Origin of the sequence: Citrobacter amalonaticus, assembly GCF_037053465.1 — a bacterium.
Classification (GTDB): domain Bacteria; phylum Pseudomonadota; class Gammaproteobacteria; order Enterobacterales; family Enterobacteriaceae; genus Citrobacter_A; species Citrobacter_A amalonaticus_H.
The window spans coordinates 145,859-161,655 of the sequence record NZ_JBALIF010000006.1 but is presented as its reverse complement, the minus strand read 5'-3'; the positions used below and the strand labels follow the sequence as shown (position 1 = coordinate 161,655).

Annotated in this window: 13 protein-coding genes; 7 read left to right on the top strand and 6 right to left on the bottom strand. The window is 55.2% G+C overall.

From position 1 onward, the window contains the following. Positions 1-18: 18 nt before the first annotated feature. A complete protein-coding gene (locus WB371_RS12235) occupies positions 19-636 on the bottom strand; it encodes a glutathione S-transferase family protein (RefSeq protein WP_336220340.1) in 618 nt (205 codons plus the stop codon). Positions 637-960: 324 nt separating this feature from the next. Here WB371_RS12235 and ansP point away from each other — a divergent pair, with 324 nt between their 5' ends. After that, positions 961-2,403 carry an L-asparagine permease gene (gene ansP / locus WB371_RS12230; RefSeq protein WP_336220339.1) on the top strand — a complete coding sequence of 481 codons (1,443 nt, stop codon included), beginning with the start codon at positions 961-963 and terminating at the stop codon, positions 2,401-2,403. A gap of 157 nt (positions 2,404-2,560) precedes the next feature. On the opposite strand, the gene WB371_RS12225 is transcribed toward ansP, so the two are convergent. Beyond that, on the bottom strand, positions 2,561-3,622 hold the full coding sequence (locus WB371_RS12225; RefSeq protein ID WP_336220338.1) for a YncE family protein: 1,062 nt from the start codon (positions 3,620-3,622) through the stop codon (positions 2,561-2,563). A gap of 263 nt (positions 3,623-3,885) precedes the next feature. On the opposite strand from WB371_RS12225, the gene pqqU reads away from it, so the two are divergent. Then, on the top strand, positions 3,886-6,006 hold the full coding sequence (gene pqqU, locus WB371_RS12220) for a TonB-dependent receptor PqqU (protein ID WP_336220337.1): 2,121 nt from the start codon (positions 3,886-3,888) through the stop codon (positions 6,004-6,006). A gap of 56 nt (positions 6,007-6,062) precedes the next feature. Here pqqU and WB371_RS12215 read toward each other — a convergent pair whose 3' ends face one another. Both WB371_RS12215 and WB371_RS12210 read right to left on the bottom strand, forming a co-directional pair. Continuing rightward, positions 6,063-6,728, bottom strand: coding sequence for a GntR family transcriptional regulator (locus WB371_RS12215; protein WP_336220336.1), 666 nt, complete (start codon positions 6,726-6,728; stop codon positions 6,063-6,065). A gap of 230 nt (positions 6,729-6,958) precedes the next feature. Next, positions 6,959-7,534, bottom strand: coding sequence for an XRE family transcriptional regulator (locus tag WB371_RS12210; protein ID WP_336220335.1), 576 nt, complete (start codon positions 7,532-7,534; stop codon positions 6,959-6,961). 38 nt (positions 7,535-7,572) lie between these two features. Between WB371_RS12210 and WB371_RS12205 the strand changes: the two genes are divergently transcribed. Both WB371_RS12205 and WB371_RS12200 read left to right on the top strand, forming a co-directional pair. Then, entirely contained in the window at positions 7,573-8,091 is a 519-nt protein-coding gene (locus tag WB371_RS12205; RefSeq protein WP_336220334.1) for a GNAT family N-acetyltransferase, read from the top strand. Continuing rightward, a complete protein-coding gene (locus WB371_RS12200; protein WP_336220333.1) occupies positions 8,088-8,537 on the top strand; it encodes a DMT family transporter in 450 nt (149 codons plus the stop codon). The genes WB371_RS12205 and WB371_RS12200 overlap by 4 nt, the downstream gene beginning before the upstream one ends. Positions 8,538-8,627: 90 nt before the next feature. Here the strand turns inward: WB371_RS12200 and WB371_RS12195 are convergent, their stop codons facing one another. Next, positions 8,628-8,861, bottom strand: a complete 234-nt coding sequence (locus tag WB371_RS12195) for a YdcY family protein (protein WP_336220332.1) — start codon at positions 8,859-8,861, stop codon at positions 8,628-8,630. 243 nt (positions 8,862-9,104) lie between these two features. Here WB371_RS12195 and WB371_RS12190 point away from each other — a divergent pair, with 243 nt between their 5' ends. Genes WB371_RS12190 through WB371_RS12180 form a run of 3 tightly spaced genes read left to right on the top strand, consistent with a single transcriptional unit; the run spans position 9,105 to position 15,533 of the window. Continuing rightward, the gene (locus WB371_RS12190; RefSeq protein WP_336220331.1) at positions 9,105-10,403 is read left to right on the top strand and encodes an SrfA family protein; all 1,299 of its coding nucleotides are present in this window, start codon (positions 9,105-9,107) and stop codon (positions 10,401-10,403) included. A 4-nt stretch (positions 10,404-10,407) separates the two neighbouring features. Next, positions 10,408-13,389 (top strand): virulence factor SrfB, encoded by a 2,982-nt coding sequence (locus WB371_RS12185; protein ID WP_336220330.1) that lies wholly within the window; start codon positions 10,408-10,410, stop codon positions 13,387-13,389. After that, the gene (locus tag WB371_RS12180) at positions 13,386-15,533 is read left to right on the top strand and encodes a virulence factor SrfC family protein (RefSeq protein ID WP_336220329.1); all 2,148 of its coding nucleotides are present in this window, start codon (positions 13,386-13,388) and stop codon (positions 15,531-15,533) included. The genes WB371_RS12185 and WB371_RS12180 overlap by 4 nt, the downstream gene beginning before the upstream one ends. Here WB371_RS12180 and WB371_RS12175 read toward each other — a convergent pair. Then, positions 15,530-15,703: a GhoT/OrtT family toxin gene (locus tag WB371_RS12175; protein WP_336220328.1), complete on the bottom strand. Its 174-nt coding sequence runs from the start codon at positions 15,701-15,703 to the stop codon at positions 15,530-15,532. The two genes, WB371_RS12180 and WB371_RS12175, sit on opposite strands and share 4 nt — an antisense overlap. Positions 15,704-15,797: the final 94 nt, after the last annotated feature.

The window sequence follows — 15,797 nt, the reverse complement described above, 5'->3', positions numbered from 1 at the left end:
TGCCGCAGTCGCCCGTTCTCAGATAATTTCATTGTTTTTCAGGACCTGGCGTAGTTCAGGGCGCTGGCACACGGCATCGGCTATCGCACTGATATTAGGCGTATTGTCCTGGAACCAGTCATGTCCAGGTCCCCAGGTGCGCATAACGCAGAGATAGCAATCCAGCAGCGTGAGCTGTTCGCCAAACGCATACGGTTCTGCGCTCAATTGCGCATTCAGCCAGCGATAAAGTGATTTGCGGTATTCAATACAGCTTGCTTTCAACTGTGCAGGCGCATCGGTAACCCAGCGCTCGGGATAGTCCGCCAGGGTAAACGTGGGATAGACATTCGCCACAAGCCAGATTAACAAACGCTGAAACTGCTGGCGTTCAGTACGGCCAATTGGCGGAGCGAGATCGGGGCGTCTGTCGAGTACCATCAGCGCTATCGCCGCCGTTTCGGTCATCACCTCGCCATTTTCCAGCGTCAGGGTTGGCACCTGACACAACGGATTGATTTTTTTCAGCAGGTCGCGCTGCGGTCCTTCGCGATCAAATCCGCTGACATCAACAAAGCGATACGGAATGTCGGCCAGCGTAAGCATTAATTCACTGATTGCGGACCCCCAGCCCGGTGCCCCATACACCTTTATCATGCTGCCTCCTACAGGGTAAAAGGTTAAGTGTAGAGCAGACTGCACTTCTGGTATCGCTTTCTGGGGGCTGAATGGAAAATGGCATGCGCATTCACGTTCCGCCAGAACACACACCTCCCAACCAGATTCTGTCATCAGTTTTGATTGATTATTACCCGATATGACCATTCGAAAACGACTATTTTGCACCGGGTATTATTTGCAGGTAGGATGCTCCGCCGGTGTCTTTATCCCTACACAGAATGACGGGAAAACTCACCGGCATCGCAGCACCTGGTGCGCGATAAATAGCCTTAGCAATCAGACAGGGGAACAGAAAACGTAATGAATACACAAGACACCACGGCGTCGGAACAGCGCGCTGCGAAACGCCGCTGGTTGAATGCCCATGAAGAGGGTTATCACAAAGCAATGGGCAACCGCCAGGTACAGATGATCGCCATCGGCGGCGCCATCGGTACGGGCTTATTTCTGGGCGCAGGCGCGCGCCTGCAGATGGCTGGCCCTGCGCTGGCGCTGGTTTATCTGGTATGTGGGATTTTCTCATTCTTTATTCTTCGTGCGCTGGGCGAACTCGTTTTACACCGCCCTTCCAGCGGCAGTTTTGTCTCCTGGGCACGTGAATTTCTTGGTGAGAAAGCGGCCTATGTTGCGGGATGGATGTACTTCATCAACTGGGCGATGACCGGTATCGTCGACATCACCGCGGTGGCGCTGTATATGCACTACTGGGGCGCATTTGGCGATGTACCGCAATGGGTCTTTGCGCTGGGGGCGCTGGCGATTGTCGGCACCATGAACATGATCGGCGTGAAGTGGTTTGCCGAGATGGAGTTCTGGTTTGCGCTGGTTAAAGTGCTGGCCATTGTTCTTTTTCTGGTGGTGGGAACCCTTTTCCTTGGCTCAGGAAAACCGCTGGATGGAAACGCCACGGGGTTTCATCTGATTACCGATAATGGCGGCTTCTTCCCTCACGGTTTGCTGCCTGCGCTGGTGCTGGTGCAAGGGGTGGTTTTTGCCTTCGCTTCCATCGAACTGGTCGGAACCGCCGCGGGTGAGTGTAAGGATCCGCAGACGATGGTGCCAAAAGCCATCAACAGTGTTATCTGGCGAATCGGCCTGTTTTATGTCGGCTCTGTGCTGCTGCTGGTGCTGTTGCTGCCGTGGAATGCGTATCAGGCGGGCCAAAGCCCGTTTGTCACCTTCTTCTCGAAACTGGGCGTTCCCTATATCGGCAGCATCATGAACATCGTTGTGCTGACTGCCGCGCTCTCCAGCCTGAATTCCGGTTTGTATTGCACCGGACGTATTTTGCGTTCGATGGCGATGGGCGGTTCTGCACCGAAATTCATGAGTAAGATGAGCCGCCAGCATGTTCCGTATGCCGGGATCCTGGCAACGCTGGTCGTGTATGTGGTGGGGGTATTCCTTAACTATCTGGTCCCTTCGCAGGTCTTCGAAATCGTGCTGAACTTTGCCTCGCTGGGCATTATCGCGTCATGGGGTTTTATCGTCGTTTGCCAGCTACGGTTACGTCAGGCAATCAAAGAAGGGAAAGCGGCTGATGTCAGTTTTAAACTGCCAGGCGCGCCGTTTACTTCGTGGTTAACGCTGCTGTTTTTGATAAGCGTGCTGGTGCTGATGGCGTTCGATTACCCGAACGGGACGTATACCATTGCTTCATTGCCGCTCATCGCCATTCTGCTGGTCGCCGGCTGGTATGGTGTGCGTAAGCGCGTAGCGGAAATACACCGTAACGCGCCATAAATAATAAGGCCTGCACTTTCGGGCAGGCCTTATCAGATTGTCCCTTCACGGATCTGCCGGGTGACGGCTTCGCCTTACCCGGCCTACAACACCATTCAGGCGTAGGCCTGATAAGCGAAGCGCCATCAGGCGGTAGTCTTCATAACCTCCCGGCGTCTTACAGGGCGATACGAATCACATCATCCGGCTCGGTGGCTTCTTTCTCGCGCGTCGATTTCTGCTTCACGCTAACGTACAGCGTTTTCCCGTCGGCCGACAGCGCCAGGCTGTTCGGGAAGGTTGGCGTATCGAACGTCTTCACCACGCTGTAGCTCTTCGCATCAATCACGCTCACTTTACCCGCCTGACGATGTGTCACGTACACTTCATTACGCGTCGGGTTAAACAACACGGCCAGTGATTCCGGCGCGGCGATTTTCGCCAGGACGGCGCCATTGCGGGTATCGACGACCAGCACTTCTGCCGCTTTCGAGTCGGTCACAAACGCGCGATGTCCGGCAGTGTCCAGGCTCAGGTTAATAAAGAAATGCTCCTTGCCGTCATCCAGCAGTTTTTTACGGCTGAGGATTTTGTGAGTGGCGGTATCAATGGTGATGAACTCGCCGTCCGCATTCGTGGTGTACAGACGTTTCGCGTTGCTGTCAATCGCCAGACCGGTGCTCATCTTACCGGTATTCTGAATCGTCTCTTTCAGCGCGATCTTGTCTCCATCCACCACCCAGATGACGCTCTCTTTGCCGAGACCGCTGATGTAGACCGTGTTAGTGGCTTCATCAACCACCAGTTCACGCGGTTGCAGCGGACGCACATCCTCTGAACGCTTCCGGGCATCGAGAACCAGACGACCTTTTATTTCGCTCGTTTTCGCATCAATGGCGGTGACGGCACTGTTCACCGTGTTACCGAACCACAGCGTCTGCGTCGTATTGTTGATGGTGGCACCAAACGGCTTGAGATCGTTATGGATAACCTGAGTCACCTCCAGCGTAACAGGATCCAGACGATAGACGATGCCGCCTTTATCCAGCTTGCGGCTCTGGGAGGTGGCCAACCACAGCGCGTTTTCCTGCTGGCTCAGGGCCATTTCGTAGGCGCCCTTGCCCACGCCTTTACGCAGCATTTCTTCTGCAGCCTGAGCACTAAACGAAGAAGCAACCAGCAGTGAACCTAACAGCAAAGTACTCTGCAGACGCGGTGAAAACAGATGACGAAAATGCATGACGACTCCCTTTGATAAATCGCTAATTTGCTGCTTCACATCGCTTCAATGAGCAACATCATGGTATTGCTCTGCTTTATAGATGGGAATGGTAATCATTATTCATATGAATGTGGAGCATTTCTTCGCATCCTGACTACAATCTTTTTAAATTTTTCCTTAATTTTTAACGCATCGTGCCGTTAAAATTTTCAAACATTTACAAATTCGTTAACATTGAACTCACATACCGCTGGGTACGTTCACTTTAACTGGCCTTTTTCATGAAGATGATTTCCACACGATACACTGCAGTTCCCGCATTTTTTCTCCCGCTGGTGTTCTCCTCACAGGTTGTCGCAGACGATGCCGCAGAAGAACAGACCCTCATCGTCAGCGCCTCGCCACAGGCAATTTCAGAACTCGATACCCCGGCCGCCGTCAGCGTGGTGGACGGTGAAGATATGCGGCTGGCAACGCCACGCATCAACCTGTCTGAATCGTTGACCCGCGTACCCGGACTTCAGGTGCAAAACCGGCAAAACTATGCGCAGGATTTACAGATTTCCATACGTGGATTCGGTTCACGCTCCACCTATGGTATTCGGGGCATCCGTCTGTATGTCGACGGGATCCCGGCCACCATGCCGGATGGACAGGGCCAGACATCAAATATCGATCTCACGAGCGTGCAGAATGTCGACGTGCTGCGTGGCCCCTTCTCTGCCCTGTATGGCAACGCCTCCGGCGGCGTGATGAATGTCACGACACAAACCGGACAGCAGCCGCCGACGATTGAAGCGAGCAGCTATTACGGCAGTTTCGGTAGCTGGCGTTACGGTCTGAAAGCGACTGGTGCGATGGGTGACGGCACCCAGGCAGGCGATGTGGATTACACGGTTTCCACCACGCGTTTCACCACGCACGGTTATCGCGATCGCAGCGGCGCGCAGAAAAATCTGGCGAATGCAAAGCTGGGCGTGCGGATTGACGATGCCAGCAAACTGAGCCTGATTGTTAACAGCGTTGATATCCACGCTGACGATCCCGGCGGGCTGACGGAATCGGAGTGGCGGGACAATCCGCAGCAATCTCCCCGCGCAGAGCAATACCACACGCGAAAGACAATCAAACAGACGCAGGCCGGGTTGCGCTATGAGCGCCAGCTCAGTGCCTTTGATGACATGAGCGTAATGCTGTACGCCGGTGAACGGGAAACTACTCAGTATCAGTCGATCCCGATGGCACCGCAGCTTCGCCCTTCTCATGCCGGTGGCGTTATCAGCTTGCAGCGGCATTACCAGGGGATCGACAGTCGCTGGACGCACCGTGGCGTGTTTGGCGTTCCCGTCACCTTCACTACCGGTTTGAACTACGAAAATATGAGTGAAAACCGTAAGGGCTATAACAACTATCGTTTGAATAACGGTGTACCAGAGTACGGTCAGAAAGGCGACCTGCGCCGCGATGAACGCAATTTGATGTGGAACGTGGATCCCTATTTGCAGAGCCAATGGCAACTGACCGAGAAACTGTCGCTGGATGCGGGCGTCCGCTACAGTTCGGTCTGGTTTGACTCCAACGACCATTACATCACGCCAGGCAATGGCGATGACAGCGGAGATGCCAGCTATCACAAATGGTTGCCTGCCGCGTCGCTGAAATATGCGTTAACGGACGCATGGAACGTCTATCTTGCCGCAGGCCGTGGCTTCGAAACACCGACCATTAATGAGCTGTCTTATCGCGCTGACGGTCAAAGCGGGATGAATCTGGATCTCAAACCGTCGACCAACAACACGCTGGAAATGGGCAGTAAAACCCGGATTGGCGATGGATTACTCACCGCCGCCCTGTTTCAGACGGATACCGATGACGAACTGGTGGTGGATTCGAGCAGCGGCGGGCGCACAACGTACAAAAATGCCGGAAAAACCCGCCGCCAGGGTGCAGAACTTGCCTGGGACCAGCGCTTTGCCGGCAACTGGCGATTCAACGCCTCCTGGACCTGGCTTGATGCAACCTATCGCAGCAACGTATGCAGCGACCAAAACTGCAATGGTAACCGGATGCCAGGCATCGCGCGGAACATGGGTTTCGCCTCTCTGGGCTACGTACCGGACGAAGGCTGGTATGCAGGAGCGGATGCACACTACATGGGGGATATCATGGCCGACGATGAGAATACCGCCAAAGCACCCTCTTATACCGTCGTGGGCCTGAACACGGGCTATAAATTCAACGTCAGCAGCCTTACGGTGGACCTGTTTGGTCGCGTCGACAACCTGTTCGATAAAGAGTATGTCAGCTCGGTCATCGTCAATGAATCGAATGGCCGTTACTACGAACCCGCGCCGGGACGTAACTACGGTGTCGGGGTCAATCTGGCCTGGCATTTTGAGTAAGCCTGCAGATTAATGCGACAATAGCGGGGAAAAACCCCGCTATATTTTATTGATACTTAATTAATATATTGTTGTTTAATTATTGCTACATTCTCATGGATGATATCCAATAAACACTGGCAACTGTCCTCTTTATTTCCCACACTTATCCTGTCCAGCAAATGTTGATACTGCTCCACGTTATTCCTGAGTGTCTCTTTTTCTGCTGCGTCATAGAGAAAATGCAGGCTCGGGCCCATTCTCACCCAGAGCTGTTCAATTAATTCCGTCAATATCGGCATATTGGCAAACTGGTAGATTTTAAAGCGAAAAGCCCGATTCGCCAGAAGACGCTCTTCTGTTGTGCCATTGACAAACGACTGCTGGTAAGCCGCCAGTAGCGATTGCAGAATCTCCATTCGCTCCGGTGTAACCTGCCCGGCGGCCGCTGCCACCGCCATACCTTCCAGTTCACTGCGAATATGAATAATTTCGTTAAACCGCATCATATTGATGTCCGGAACCATAAAAGCCTGTGCGGGGGCAATGGCTAATGCGCTCGAGGAAACCAGGCGTAAAAGCGCCTCCCGTACCGGGGTAATGCTGATCCCTAACTCCTCTGCAATGTTCTTCGTGATAAGTCTGGTGCCAGGGCGTAGCGCACCAATACTGAGTCTGTCTTTTAGCCCTTTTTCAACTTGCGTAGTGAGACTGATGTGTTGCAACTTTTCCAGACCAGGCATTTATTTCTTCACCTCATAAAATAGCCAATCGCAATTAAACCTCCGGGTTTAATTGGTAAAGTTTCGCCTGGTTTATAAATAGTAAAAAAATAATTTATCCGCGTTATGTTAACTGCCTTATCAGATTTTCCGTCTGCTACGCGGTGATATAATTAAAGCTGGGTTTTTCAGTTTTGCACATTTTTTATGGCGGCCTGTGCCGCCATAGCGATATTCCACGACGTTGATCTTTAACTCCCGCTCAGGTTTAAGCGCACAACGAGGTAAACGCAGGGTTGCGTCGTCTCATTGATAAAACGACAGTCGTTTGGCGGCCCCAGTTCCAGGCAGTCTCCCGCTTTCATCTCGTGTCGCGTTTCACCTTCCACAAATATCAGTTCTCCCTGTTGCAGCCAGATCAACTGACGGGCCTGAACGTAGGATGACGCGGGCATCGGGATGTCACTGCCCGCCGGAAGCTCGATTTGCACAAGATCAATCGGCAGATCGCTACGCGGAGACACATGGCGGCGCAGATAATGACTCTGCGGATCGTGCCAGACGGGTTGATCGGCAAAGCGGGAGAGTTTGCCCTCCTGCATTTCAGCACGCGCAATCAGCGTGGACATGCTGATAGCAAACGCGCCGGAAAGTCTGCCAAGTAGCGTCGCCGTCGGGCTGCTCTCGCCGCGCTCAATTTTGTGGATCATCGCCCGCGACACGCCTGCCCGCTCGGCCAGATCGGTCAGCGACCAGCCGCGAGACTCTCGTTCAATGCGAATTCTTGCACTGATCCGTTGATTTATGCTGTCTTCAATAGTATTCATATCGTAACACTATAGTGAACACCTTCCCGAGGTTCAACATGTCCATTCGATTCGCCACTAAAGAGGACTGCGCCGCCATCGCAGAGATCTACAACCATGCGGTAGTGCATACGGCGGCTATCTGGAACGACCAGACCGTCGACACCGATAACCGCATCGCCTGGTATGAAGCGCGACAATCATTGGGTTATCCGGTCCTGGTGAGCGTTGAAGGTGACGTTGTCACGGGCTATGCCTCGTTTGGCGACTGGCGCAATTTCGATGGCTTTCGCCACACTGTGGAACATTCCGTTTATGTTCATCCGGCGCATCAGGGTAAAGGTCTGGGGCGTCAACTTCTCAGCCGGTTGATTGAGCAAGCCCGCGCCTGCGGTAAGCATGTGATGGTGGCCGGAATTGAATCGCAAAACCACGCCTCGTTGCACCTGCATGACACGCTCGGATTTAAAACTACCGCGCAAATGCCGCAGGTCGGCACTAAATTTGGGCGCTGGCTCGACCTGACCTTTATGCAGTTGCAGCTTGACGACCGCCAGCAACCGGACGCCCGCGGATGAACCAGTCGCTCACCCTCGCCTTTCTGATTGCCGCTGGCATTGGGCTGGTGGTGCAGAACACGCTGATGGTGCGGATCACCCAGACGTCGTCAACAATACTTATCGCCATGTTGCTGAACTCGCTGGTCGGTATCGTACTGTTCGTCAGCATTTTGTGGTTTAAACAGGGAATGGCAGGATTCGGTGAACTGGTTGCCAGCGTGCGCTGGTGGACACTGATCCCCGGTCTGCTGGGATCCTTCTTCGTTTTCGCCAGCATCAGCGGTTATCAGCATCTGGGGGCAGCGACCACCATCGCCGTACTGGTTGCCAGTCAGTTGATTGGCGGTCTGGTGCTGGATATTCTACGCAGCCACGGCATCCCGCTCAAATCCTTGATCGGCCCGGTTTGCGGTGCCGTAATGCTGGTGGTCGGCGCCTGGCTGGTCGCCAGACGCCAGTTTTGAACGCCTGATGACGCTACGCTTATCAGGCCTACACATCCTCATCGCCCTATGCCAAATAAGCGCAGCGTCATCCGGCACACTGCACCAAAATTAAAGAATCGAGCCGCCTTTGGTTAGCTGTTCGCGACGTGCTTCCATATCTTCCTTGTGCTGACGACCGTGATGCGCAATAGCCGTTCTCAAACGTTGCTGTTGCGTATAGCGATCTTCACGGCTCAACTGCGCGTCATCGCTTAACGCGATCAACAGTTCGTTCATATGGCTTACCACACACTCCTCAATGGCGGCGTCCACACGGGCACTCACCTCTTCCAGATTTGACATAAAAACTCCTTAATTCAGTTTCGCTTTTGAAAAATCACTGCCATCAGGCTCTGCCACTTATAGCAAATCCGTCTCAGTTTACGCTAATAATCTGCTCATTAGGGCTGAATTTCCCTTAAGTCTTTTTGAACTCGTCAATCTATCTATGCCGTGAAAATTCGCCCCTTTTGGCCTCTCTTCCGCCGTTTGCTCGCAGCACGAAACCGTAAAGTAGATGGGTGAAAAAGTCTTAGGGATTAAAACGTGGCAAAAACACTCTTGCGTAGCGGCAATCTGGACGACTATCAGGCCGTCGGCGGTGGCGGTCAGGCCGTCTTTGATTCAGCGCTACAAATTCGCGAAACGCTCCGTCTGCGTAAACAACTGGCGATGGTTGATTGTCTCGCCATTCCACAAGTGAATGACGGTGGCGACCGGGTCGACTGGTATTCCCCCCTTGAAGGCCAGCCCATCGCATGGAAAGCCGCCGATGATGAGACCCGTTTTCGCGCGCTGCGCCACCTTTCCGCCACCCTGGAAAGCGCTGCCGTCCTGAGTCGCAAGAGCCTCCAGTCCGGTAAAACCGCGCTGCAATTGTTCGGCTCACTGCTGGAAAAAGCCGTCCAGTTCCCTGGGGAGAATCACGTTTTTCTGGTGGATGGCAAGCCGGTGATTACCTTCTGGGGCTTTATCAATCTCAATGAGAACAGCCGTGAGGATGTCCTTGCGTGCCTGCGCAAGCAGGAAGAGCCGCAACCCGAGTTGCATACAGAACCGGAAGTGACCGAAGAACCGGCGCCAGACGTCACTTTTGCCCGCGCGGATGAACCGCTACTCTCTGCGCCGATAGTTCCTGTCAGCGAGCCTGAACCGGTCATCATGCCGGAGCCTGTGCTTACCGTAACCGAAGAAAATACCCCGCCCGTCGCCGCTAAACCGACGCGTCGTTTGCCGCTGTGGAGCCTGCCGGTTGCCGCCGTGATCGTCGCGGCGATTGCCGCCCCTGTGCTGTGGCAGACACAGACACCCGCCGTACCAACAGAGACTGTCAATATGCCGCAGCCAGACATGGCCCCGTTGCCCGCGCTCGCCACGCTGCCGCTGCACCAGGCGGAGGTCATCGCGGTCGCTAAAAAAACGAAACCTGTGGACGAACCCGTGGTGATTGCCGCCATCCCGAAAGACGCGCTGGTCATGGACGCAAGCCAGATGAAAGCCGGAACGACCCGTTTTCTGAATGGTAACTGGCGCGTGATGATTGAGGTGAAAGATCCCGTCACCGGAAAAGCGCCGTCGCTGCGCTATCAGATTCAAAACAACAAAGGCACGGCGCGGGTGGTTCATGGCGATAACATCGTCTGCCGCGCGGAGCTGTTCTCTGGCCTGCATCAGAATGGTGAATTAATGATTAAAAGTCGCGGTAACGCGCGCTGCACGGACGGTTCACGTTACCCGATGCCGGAAATTACCTGTAAAGCCGGGACCAATGACGTCGCTGTCTGTACTGCCCGCTTTGATGCAAAAGCAGAGATCCCGTTGACGTTCAAAAAGACAGGTGCCTGATTTTATGCTTGTAAATTTGTGTGATTACAAACAGAGCGTCTCGCTCATTGCAAACAGCGGCGTTCAGTTTCTTGATTTTGGACTGACGCCACAAGAATCCGCGCATCATGGTCGCTTTGTGCGTAAAACCGCGAACGGGCCGCTGCTGCGCCTGGATTACGATCTGGCTAACGGCCGCTATACCCTGCCAGCGCGCCCTGGTTCGCAGCCGGAAGTGGTGAAACCGGAAAGTACGCAAACGCTGCATTATTCACTGGACGTCCTGGACGGCGTCTGGCTGCCGCTGCCCTTCCTGCGTTTTAACCCCCCCCGAACCTTCGTTGAGGGGCCAGATAACTGGGCACGGGTGCAGGTACGTAAACTCGCCGCACCCGATAGCGCGGGCAATACCCATCGCCTGACGCTCGCCCTGGACAGCCAGCTCAGCGGCAATACGCCCGCCGCCCTCGCTCCGTGCGAAAACGATTTGCTGAACGGAACTCGTTTTGCACTGGCATGGCGGGATGACGAGATCGCTGATTTTCTCGATCAGACCTGGATCGACGGCTGGTTGCGTGAAGCGTTTCTCCATCATGTCACACAGGTGGAAAACCGGACCGAGCAGGCGATTAATCAGGCGCTGCGTAACTTTGAGTACCAGGCGCACTGGCTGAATTTACTGGCGCTGTTGGGTGAACAGCTCACGGTCCCGGAAGTTAAACTGGTGACGCACACGCTGAGTACCCCGGCGATCCCGGTGGACCTGATTCTGGATGTTGGAAACACCCATACCTGTGGCGTATTGATTGAAGATCACGGTGACGCCAACGACGGGCTGCGCCAGACGGCGGAATTGCAGGTCCGGTCGCTGAGCGAACCGCAGTATCTTAACGATCCTTTGTTCACCAGTCGGCTTGAGTTTTCCGAAGCACGATTTGGCAAACAGCATTTCTCCGTCGAAAGCGGGCGTGAAGATGCGTTTATCTGGCCGTCTATTGTGCGCGTCGGGGATGAGGCGCGCAAACTGGCCATGCAGCGCGTCGGAACCGATGGTAACAGCGGCATCTCCAGCCCCCGGCGCTATCTGTGGGACGAAACGCCGGTCCTGCATGACTGGCGCTTCAGTCAGATGAACAGCAAAACCCAGCGTGAACCGCTCGCCACCGCCTTTCCGCTGATGAACCTGATGAACGACGACGGCCAGCCGCTCTACTCGCTGCCGCAGGATGACCGTCTGCCGGTGTTTTCTCCGCAGTACAGCCGCAGCACGCTAATGACTCACATGCTCTGCGAGATCCTCGCGCAGGCATTGGGGCAAATTAACAGCGTCGCCACCCGCCTGCGTCTGGGGTTTCCGGCGTCGCCCCGCCAGTTGCGAACGCTCATCCTCACGCTTCCTTCCGCAATGCCAAAACAGGAACGCGAGATCTTCCGCCTGCGCATGTTCGAGGCGATTGCCATTGTCTGGAAAGCAATGGGCTGGCACCCGCAGGACGACGATTTCAGCAGCCGTAAGCAACAGGAAAAGAGCCTCGTTCCGGTACCGGAGATCCAGATGGAATGGGATGAGGCAAGCTGTGGGCAACTGGTCTGGTTATATAACGAAGCGATTTCGCATTACGCCGGGCGCAACGAAGCGTTCTTTAATACCCTTGCCCGCCCGGATCGGCTGCCGGAGCCGGGAGAGACCAAAGGGCGGGCGCTGCGCGTGGCCTCAATTGATATCGGCGGTGGCACCACCGATATGGCCATTGTCCACTATCAACTGGATGACGGTATTGGCGCGAACGTAAAAATTACCCCGCACCTGTTATTCCGGGAAGGTTTCAAGGTTGCAGGAGACGACCTGCTGCTGGACGTTATTCAGAAATGCATCCTGCCCGCGCTGCAAACTCGCCTGCAACAGGCGGGCGTCACCGACGCCGCCGCCCTGCTCGCCACGCTGTTTGGCGACTCCGGACGCATTGACACCCAGGCGGTTTTGCGCCAACAAACCGCGCTGCAACTCTTTATGCCCCTCGGTCATGCGGTGCTGTCAGCCTGGGAAAAAAGCGACGCTAACGATCCGTTAGCCGGACTTCATGCAACCTTTGGCGATCTGCTGAACCACCGCCCGACCCGCAACGTGCTCAACTATGTTCAGCAGGCGATTGAACATGCGTTACCAACAGGGTCAGCGGCGTTTGATCTCTTTAGCGTCCCGTTACAGGTCCAGTTCAGCGAACTTCAGGAGGCGATGCTGGCCGGTCAGTTCACATTGACCTCGCCGCTGCATGCGGTGTGTGAAGCCATTTCACACTATTGCTGCGATGTGCTCCTGGTCACCGGCAGACCGGCCTGCCTTCCTGCTGTTCAGGCGCTGATCCGCCATTTGCAGCCCGTCCCCGTTAACCGGATGGTGTGGATGGACAACTACCGGGTGCATGAATGGTATCCGTTCAGCCAACAGGGACGCATCGGTAATCCGAAATCCACCGCCGCCGTCGGCGCCATGCTGTGCAGTCTGGCGCTGGATCTGCGCTTGCCGCGCTTCAATTTTAAAGCCGCTGATATTGGCGCTTACTCGACCGTACGCTATCTCGGCGTGCTCGACAATACGGTGAATACGCTGCGTGACGAAAACGTCTGGTATCAGGATATCGACCTGGATAAGCCCGGCGCGAAGCTTGATACCCGCGTTCACTTCCCGCTTCGCGGTAATGTCACCCTCGGATTTCGCCAACTGGCGAACAGCCGCTGGCCTGCAACGCCGCTGTATACCCTGAGTATCAACTCTGCCGAACTGGCGAAAAATATTGCCGGGGACGGCGTGTTAAACGTCCGTCTGCAACTGCGCGGCGGTAACAAAGAGAGCGGGCCGGAGTCATTTGTCCTGAGCGACGCCTGGTTGCAGGACGGCACGCCGGTCCCGGCTTCCTTTCTGACACTGAAATTAAATACCCTGGCCGACCGCCGACACAGCGGCAGCCACTACTGGATTGACAGCGGGAGCGTGTACCTGAAATGAGCAAGACGTTGAATACCACTCAGGCCGCCATCGCGTGGGTTAACCGTACCCGCCAGCACGCAACGACGCTGGATGATGAAGCGGATGCGCTGCTGGCACAGCTTAACGCCGCCGCGGCGGTGGAGTCTGCCCTTAATAACGCCCGGGATATCCGCGCCAGCATTGGATTGTATGGCTATTCGCAGGCGGCAAAAGCGCATCTCATTACCGCACTGTGCGGTAACGGAAATGGCAAGGTTACTGTGATAACGCCAGATCGTAGCTTCGACTATTTCAGCCACCTTAATCCCGGTCACGCCCCCACTAACATGGCGCTGCGCTTTACGCGACAACAAAGCGCATCTGACGATGAGTGGCCGCTGCGTCTGCATCTCATCACGGAAGCGGAACTGGTACAGATTTTTATCGCCCAGGCGTATAGCCAGCCCGGTAACCGGCAGGTCGAAAAGGCGATTATTGAATCGCGCATGGAGAAGTGGCAGTCGCTGCGCCAGTTGCACCCGGATCAGGGCGTGACGGCGCAGGAGGTGGCGAATATTGCCCGTTTCTGGCGACGTTGCGTCCCGGCGTCGCAACAGCACATTGATGACGGCCTGTGGCACCAGTTTGCCCAATTGCTACCGACCGTCGATCTCGCCACCCGCGCCAGCGCATGGTCGCTGTTGTGGGGAGAGCAACCGGAACTGACGCAGCAGTGGCTGAAACTGGCGCAGATTCTCCAGCAAACCGGTCACGCGGGCGTCGTCGCAGCGCCGCTGAGTCTTTTGGTCGACCAGTTTGGTTTGCCGTCAGAAAGTTTTATCACCCAAAATGCTCTGGCATCGCAAGAGGTGCAAAGCGATGTGGTCGTCCATCCGCTTGGGGATGAAACGCGGCTTAACGCCGTCAGTCTGGCGCAGGAATCGCTGGCCCTGCTCACCCGGGAACTGGTGCTGAACGTCGATGATGGCGTGCTGGACAACGTCGATATTGTCGATATTCCCGTCGCCCCTCCTCACCACACACAGCCGCTCTGGCAGGCTAAGCTTGGCTGGCTGCTGGAGCATTACCGGCAGCACCTGCAACCCGATGTGCTGGTGATCTGCAATGCCACCGCGACCCGGACACAGACATCCGCTGCGGCGAGGACACTCCTTAACTGGGTTCATGACACCCAGCCTGTACGCGAAACGGCGTTGCCCGGCGTGGTGTGGGCGATTACGCCACAGGATGCGCGTTTCACGACAGGGCAAAATCTGGATGAGGCCGTTCAGCATCTGATGGGCAAACCAGGACAACACTGGGGAACCTTACAGGCGCTGGATAAACACAGCCTGTTGCGGTTAATTGAATGGCTGTCGCAGGCCACTTCAGCACCGCAAAGGCAGGCGCGTTTACAGGCGTTGTGTAAGCAACATCAGCAGCATCTTCGTGAACTGATGTTGTCTCAGCCTGCCGGACCGGTCAGCCACGAAGCGGTGATACGCCAGCTTCAACAACAGGCAGCGCATCACGGCGATCTGCTCAACGGACTGCTACCGGCGGTTCATCATTTTGAAACCCTGCTTCGCGTCCAGCAACCGCGTGAAGAACAGGTCAGCAGCCTGTTCAATGACGCTATTGATCTTTTTGCGGACGTTCGCGACGCGCCAGCAACATTTGAGCACCACGAGACAGGCTATCAGGCGCACCGGCTGTGGCTTAACCATCTTCGCCAGTGGAGCCGGGATGACAGCCACGCCCAGCGTCTGGGACTCTCCCCGGCAACGCTCAGACAGGTGATCGACATTCTGATTACAACCAGCTACCGCCTGCAACTACCACAGCAATTACAACAAATATTGCAGCGTGAAGAGGTTTGCGGCGCACAGTTACACGCCTGTATCGCCAATTTCATCGCCTGGCTTGGCTATGCTGGTTCAGAAGAGAAAGATCGCCCCGCCAGTCGAATTTCGCAAGGCGCGACAATCTTCAGCGCGGAAAAACGCCAGCCGATGGCGCGTTTAACGCAACTTGAAGATCAGCCAGTCCACGCCGCCAGCCGCTATGTCTATGACTGGCTGGTCGCGCTGTATACCCGGGCAAATGAGAACAAGGGGTATCAGCACCCGCAGGATCTGACTGATGCCGACAGGCAGGCGCTGATGGCATTGCTGGCGAGTTAAAACAGTGAAAACAGCAGCGCCACCGGGAAACTCATCGGCCAGGTCGCCCCGACCAGGAAGGCGCTCAGAAAGCGGATGCGTTTTTTATCGTGTGAGAGAAACCAGGTGATCAGAAACGCAATCGCCGACATCGCGGCATAGAACATCAACATTTTTTGGTACAAAGACATTTACAGGGCATCCCGCCAGAGCAATAAAACGCGCGCAATATGCTCTTTTTTTTGACGTACATCAAGTTTTATCCCTGGTTAGGAATTTTCCGTT